The organism is Micropruina sp., assembly GCF_047607385.1.
Classification (GTDB): domain Bacteria; phylum Actinomycetota; class Actinomycetes; order Propionibacteriales; family Propionibacteriaceae; genus Micropruina.
Genome location: NZ_JASGDE010000090.1, coordinates 24071 through 30361 on the forward strand (window position 1 = coordinate 24071; position 6291 = coordinate 30361).

Genomic DNA, 6291 nt, shown 5'->3' on the forward strand with positions numbered 1-6291 from the left:
GAGGATCCTCATGTTTGGTCGCAGGTTCGCACTCTCCACGACGCTCGCCGTCAGCACCTCGCTGGTGCTCACCATCGCACCCGCGGCGCTGCCCGCGTTCGCCGAGGAGACCCCGCCGCCGGCAACCACCGAGACCGCCCCCGCTCCGGCCGCCACCAAGCCGGAGAGCGTGAACCCCGACCCGGTCGCTCCCAGCAAGGCCGACAAGCTGCGCGCCAAGGCCAACACCGTGATCAAGGCGGCCAAGTCGAAGGTCAAGAACGGCCAGTACAAGTGGGGCGCCTCCGGCCCGAACAAATTCGACTGCTCCGGCTTCATGGTCTGGTCGTTCAAGAAGATCGGCATCAAGCTGCCGCATTCCTCCCGCGCCCAGTCCACGAAGGGCGTGAAGGTGGCCAAGAAGAACCTGAAGCCCGGCGACCTGGTCTTCTTCTACAGCCCCGTGCACCACGTCGGGCTCTACATCGGCGACGGCAAGATCGTGCACGCCCGCAACACCCGCGACGACCTCGAGATCTCCAGCCTGAAGAAGTACGGCCACTACCACTCGGCACGCCGCGTCATCCGCTGACCGACCCCACCGCCGGTGCCGCGAAGCCCCGGCCGGTTGAGCGTCCGACGAACCGATCCACGCGCCCGCGATCGGTCCGGACCTCGACCGGCCGGGGCTTCGTGTCCGCCGGAAGCGATCAGTCGAGCAGGTCGCGGACGACGGCGTCCGCCAGCAGCCGTCCGCGCAGGGTGAGCCGCAACCGCTGCCCGGCCTCGGCGGCGGAGAGGGGTCCAGACCTACTCGACCGGAGTCCCGCAGGTTCGTCGGTCTCGACCACCAATCCGCGGGCCACCAGCTCCGGCACCCGAGCCCGTTCGGACGCGGTGAGCACCTCCAGGTCCAGGCCCTCGACCAGCCGCGACTCCAGCAGCACCCGCTCGACCCGGCGGTCCTCAGCCGGCAGCACCTCCCGGGCGGCGGCCGGACTCTGTCCCTCCTGTAGCGCGGCGCTGTAGCGGCGCGGGTGCTTCACGTTCCACCACCGGACGCCGCCCACGTGCGAATGCGCCCCCGGGCCGATCCCCCACCACGGCGCGCCGCGCCAGTAGGCCAGGTTGTGCCGGCACTCGTGGCCCGGCCGGCTCCAGTTGCTCAGCTCGTACCAGGCCATGCCGGACGCCCCCAGCAGCTCGTCGGCGAGCAGGTACTTGTCGGCCTGGTCGTCGTCGTCGGGCGCCGGCACCTGGCCGCGCCGGATCTGCGCCGCCAGTCGGGTGCCGTCCTCGATGATCAGCGCGTACGCCGAGATGTGATCGGGATCGTTGCCGAGGGCGGTTTCGAGGGAGGCCCGCCAGTCCGCCAGCGACTCCCCCGGCGTCCCGTAGATCAGGTCGAGGCTGACCGAGCCGAAGCCGGACGCCCGTGCCCAGCCGACCACGTCGGCGACCCGTCCCGGGGTGTGGCTGCGTTCCAGCACCCGCAGCACCTGCGGCGCCGCGGACTGCATGCCGAACGAGATCCGGTTGAACCCGCCGGCGACCAGGGCGTCCAGGTAGCCGGCGTCCACCGACTCCGGGTTGCACTCGGTGGTCACCTCGGCGTCGTCCGGCAAGGGGAAATGCTGCCGGACGGCGTCCAGCAGGCCGACCAGCTCGGCGGCGTCCAGCAGCGTCGGGGTGCCGCCGCCGACGAAGACGGTGGCGATCGGACGCTCCCCCAGCACCCGCGCCGCCAGCGCCACCTCGGCGCGAGCGGCGTCCAGGAAGGCCTGCCGGGACGAGCCCGGGGCTGAGCCCAGCTCGGCGGCGGTGTAGGTGTTGAAGTCGCAGTAGCCGCACCGGGTGGCGCAGAACGGCACGTGCAGGTAGAGCGAGACCGGGCCGTCGCCCAGTTCGGCGAGGGCGGACGCCGGCAGCGACCCGTCCGCGGGCGCCGGATCGCCGTCAGGGAGCGCGGACGGCATCAGGGCAGCTCGAACGGCAGCGGCAGCCCGTCCAGCACCCGGCGGCAGGCGCAGGTCGCCACCTCGTCGGCCTCGGACTCGGGCAGCGCGCCGATCACCCGGACCAGCATCGCCTTCAGCCGTTCGATGTTGCCGGCGAACACCCGCAGCACCTCGGCGTGCGAGACGCCCTCCCCCTCGACCCCGGCGTCGGAATCGGTGACCATGCAGACCGTGCTGAGGCACATCGCCAGTTCGCGGGCGATAGACGCCTCCGGCATCCCGGTCATCCCGACCACCGACCAGCCGGCCGCGGCGTGCCACTGCGATTCGGCGCGGGAGGAGAACCGCGGGCCGTTGATCACCACCAGGGTGCCGCCGTCCACCGCGGGTTCGCCGGCGCCGAGCAGTGCGGTCCGGCCGCGCGGGCAGTACGGGTCGGCGAACGAGGCGTGCACCACCGGGCCGACGGCGTCCCAGACGGTGTGCTCGCGTCCCCAGGTGCGATCCACCACCTGGTCGGGGACGACGAAGGTGCCCGGCGCCAACTCGGCCTTGAGGCCGCCGACTGCGCAGGGGGCCAGCACCTGACGGACGCCGACCGAACGCAGCGCCCACAGATTGGCCCGGTAATTCACCCGGTGCGGCGGGTATTGGTGCCGGATGCCGTGCCGGGGCAGGAAGGCGACCCGGCGTCCGGCCACCTCACCGATCGCGACAGGGGCGCTCGGTTCACCGAACGGCGTGTCCACCGTGACGTTCTCCGCGTCGGTGAAGAAGTCGTAGAAGCCGGAGCCGCCGATGATCCCGATGTCTGCACGCACGGAGACACTCTACGGAGCCTCCCGATGCGGACGCCGCCGCATCCACCGTGCCGAATGGGACGAAAGGAACCGTCCCCACCGTCCCACCCGACGCCGAATGGGACGAAAGGAACCGTCCCCACCGTCCCAGCTGAGCGAGACGACGGAACAGGGCCCAACGAACGGACGCGCCGGCCGATCCGGCCGACGCGTCCAGGTTTGTTCGAGCCGGAGGCTACGAGCCGTTGGCCTTGTTGGCGGCCGCTTCGGCCTTCTTCAGACCGTCCGCGACCGGCGTCCGGCCCAGGAAGATCTCGTCGAAGGTCGGCTTCCAGGCGTTGAAGGCCGCGCCGTAGTTCTCACCCGACGGGGCCGGGATGGAGGCCAGCTTGCCCTGTGCGGCGAACTGCGACGGATCGACGTTCTTGCTCTTCCAGAACTCGTTGAAGGCCGGCTGCGCGCTGATCACGGCCGGCATCGCCGCTCCGGTGGAGCCGATGAACTTGGCACCGTCGGCGGAGCCCATCCACTGCAGCACCTTCTTGGTGGCGTCGGGGTTCTTCGACTTCGCGTTGCCCGAGACGATCACCGAGTTCACCACCGAGACCGCACCCTTGGGGCCGGCCGGCAGCGGCGCGATCCCCCAGTCGAATTTGGCGCCGTCGGAGACGTTCTTCAGGTTGTAGACGCCGGACTGGAACAGCGCGATCTTGCCCTGCAGGAACTGGTCCTTGGTGAAGTCGCCGTTGTCGTTGGTGTTGGACGCCGCCGGCGACACCTTGTACTTGTTGATCAGGTCGACGATGTACTGGAAGGCCGCGGTGGACTCCGGCGAGGAGAACACGAACTTCCCGTCGGAGTTCTGGAACTGGCCGCCGTTGGAGCCGACGAAGTTGTAGTAGATGCCCTGCAGGTCCTGGGCGGCCGAGTAGCCCCACTGCTTGGGCATGGAGCCGTTGAAGCCGCTCTCGTCGCCGCGCTTGCCGGCCGCGTCGACGGTGAGCTTCTTCAGGATCGGCAGCAGAGTGTCGGCGCTGCCGCCACCGGGCGCCCAGGTCAGGCCGCTGAGCTGCTCGGGGGTGACGCCCGCGGCGTCCAGCAGCTTCTTGTTGTAGTAGACCGCGATGCCGCCGTCGGTGAGCTGCGGGACGCCCCACAGCTTGCCGTTGCGGGTGTACTGCTCCACCGCGGCCGGCACCCAGTCGCTCTTCTGGGCGTCGAAGTCGCTGCCGATCTCCATCAGCGCACCCGAGGTCACGTAGGGCTGCAGGTAGGAGCTGTTCATCATGAAGATGTCGTCGGCGTTGTCGCCACCGACGTCGGTGCGCAGCTTGTCCCAGTAGTTCGCCCACGGCACCAGCACGGTCTTCACCGTGATGCTCGGGTTCTGCTTGGTGAACTCGGCGAAGGAGGCGTCATAGGCCTTCTTCACCTGTTCGTCCCAGAGCCGGACGGTGACGGTGGTGGTCGCGCCGGTCGATGCGCTGGGCTGGCTCTGCTGCTGGGCGGGCGAGCAGCCGGCCGCGCCCAATGCCACCGCGGCCGCCATCGCGGTCACGAACGTGCGGCGTCCCAGCGGGTGTGCCGATCTCACAGGATCCTCCTCGAGTTGGTTGCGTCAATCATCACATCATTCGCCCCCGACAGTTCGTGGTCGACCCTCCGGTCTCACTTGAAGCCGGTCAGCGAGATCGAACTGACGATGGTGCGTTGGAAGATCGCGAAGAGCACCAGCAACGGCGCCATCGCGACCGTGGTGGCCGCCATCACCAGCGTCCAGTTGGCGTTGTACTGGCTCTGCAGGTTGGCGGTGGCGACGGTGATCACCTGCCAGTCGCGTCCGGTGGTGATGATCAACGGCCACATGAAGTTGTTCCAATGGGTCACCACGGTGATGATGCCGAGCGTGGAGATGATGCCGCGCGACATCGGGGCGACGATCTGCCACAGGATCCGCCAGTCGCCGGCGCCGTCGATCCGGGCCGCGTCGATCAGGTCGTCGGGAATGCTGCGGAAGTGCTCGCGGAGCAGGAACACCGCGTACGGCGATCCGAACAGGAACGGCAGCACCAGCGCCCAGAAGGTGTTCCGCAGGCCGGTCTGCACCATCATCGTGTAGAGCGGGATGACGATCACCACCTGCGGGATCATCAAGGTCGCGAGATACAGCCAGAACAGGCCGTCGCGGCCCCGGAACCGCAGCTTCGCGAAGGCGTAGGCGGCCATGATCGAAAAGGCGAGCTGACCGACCAGGACCACCACGACCAGCTGCGCGGTCACCGCGATCGGCGAGACGAAGCCGTAGTCGCCGCCGAACAGGGTGGTGAAGTTCTCCGTCGTCACCGGGTCGGGCAGGGTCAGCGCCGGCTCCGAGGCGAATTGCGCCGGAGACTTGAAGGCGGTCATGAAGCTGAGCGCGAACGGGCCCAGGGTGAGCAGCGCGGAGCCGATCAGCACCAGGTAGCTGAGCACGTCGGCTGCCGGCTTGCCGAGCCTGATCCGGCGGCGGCGGACGCGGGGTTCAGCTGAGGTCATAGGTGATCCTCCCCGCGAAGTAGCGCTGCTGCACCAGGGTGACGACGACCAGGATGACGAACAGCACCAGGGCCATCACCGAGGCCCGGCCCAGGTTGAAGCCGCCCTGGAACGCCTCCAGGTAGATCCGGCTGGCGATCACGTCGGTGGTGCCCTCGGGACCGCCGCGCGGGGTCAGCGCATAGATCTGGTCGAACGCCTGGAAGGCCGAGATCACACCGGTGACCAGCACGAAGAACAGCGTCGGCCCGAGCAGCGGCAGCTTGATCTGCCAGAACACCTGCCAGCCGTCGGCGCCGTCCAGCTGGGCCGCCTCGATGATCGGCTCGGGGATCGCCGCCAGCCCCGCCACGAAGAACAAGGTGGTGTAGCCGACCTGGGACCAGATGGTCACCCCGGCCACCGCGGGCATCGCCAGCGCGGGGTTGGTCAGCCACTCCACGTCCATGCCGAACAGGGTGTTCAGTGCGCCGTCGTAGGGGGCCAGGATCCACTTCCACACCACGCCCAGCGCCAGCGGGGCGCAGATCCACGGGATCACGTAGATCACCCGGAACAGGCCGGAGCCGGGCAGCCCGCGGGAGAGCAGGACGGCCAGGAACAGCCCGAGCGCGGTCTGCAGCGGGATCACCGACGCGACGAAGATCACCGTGCGCAGCATCGAATTGCCGAAGGTCGGATCGCTCAGCACGTCGAGGTAGTTGTCCAGGCCGACGAACCGCATCGGGGTGAGCAGGTCCCATCGGTTCAGCGACAGCCAGATCACCACCAGGATCGGGAACAGCAGGAACGCCGCCAGCCCGAACAGACTGGGGGCCAGCAACAGGCCCGCCAGCCGGCCATGGCGCATCCGCCGGGACGGCCGGGGCGCGTGGAGCGTGGACACACCAGGAGCCTAGTGAGTTGCGACCGGAAACGCCCTCCCCCCGCGCCCGGTGCCGCGCACCGTGCCGCCCGGCGTCCCATCCCAGCGCTCGCCTAACTATTTGGGGCTCGCTGAGTTCAGCGAGCCCCAAATA

General features: G+C 69.1%; 6 protein-coding genes. 1 reads left to right on the forward strand and 5 read right to left on the reverse strand.

All coding sequences use genetic code 11. From position 1 onward, the window contains the following. Window positions 1-10: 10 nt before the first annotated feature. A complete protein-coding gene (locus tag QM582_RS08375; protein WP_415083470.1) occupies window positions 11-571 on the forward strand; it encodes a C40 family peptidase in 561 nt (186 codons plus the stop codon). Window positions 572-689: 118 nt separating this feature from the next. Here QM582_RS08375 and hemW read toward each other — a convergent pair whose 3' ends face one another. The 5 genes from hemW to QM582_RS08400 form a co-directional block, all read right to left on the reverse strand. Further along, window positions 690-1955, reverse strand: coding sequence for a radical SAM family heme chaperone HemW (gene hemW / locus QM582_RS08380; RefSeq protein WP_415083472.1), 1266 nt, complete (start codon window positions 1953-1955; stop codon window positions 690-692). Further along, complete coding sequence (locus tag QM582_RS08385; RefSeq protein WP_415083473.1) at window positions 1955-2758, reverse strand: S-methyl-5'-thioadenosine phosphorylase; 804 nt, start codon at window positions 2756-2758, stop codon at window positions 1955-1957. The genes hemW and QM582_RS08385 overlap by 1 nt, the downstream gene beginning before the upstream one ends. Before the next feature lie 214 nt (window positions 2759-2972). After that, the gene (locus QM582_RS08390; protein ID WP_415083474.1) at window positions 2973-4331 is read right to left on the reverse strand and encodes an ABC transporter substrate-binding protein; all 1359 of its coding nucleotides are present in this window, start codon (window positions 4329-4331) and stop codon (window positions 2973-2975) included. A gap of 74 nt (window positions 4332-4405) precedes the next feature. After that, the gene (locus QM582_RS08395) at window positions 4406-5272 is read right to left on the reverse strand and encodes a carbohydrate ABC transporter permease (RefSeq protein WP_415083476.1); all 867 of its coding nucleotides are present in this window, start codon (window positions 5270-5272) and stop codon (window positions 4406-4408) included. Then, the gene (locus QM582_RS08400; RefSeq protein WP_415083477.1) at window positions 5259-6158 is read right to left on the reverse strand and encodes a carbohydrate ABC transporter permease; all 900 of its coding nucleotides are present in this window, start codon (window positions 6156-6158) and stop codon (window positions 5259-5261) included. The genes QM582_RS08395 and QM582_RS08400 overlap by 14 nt, the downstream gene beginning before the upstream one ends. Between the last annotated feature and the right edge of the window lie 133 nt (window positions 6159-6291).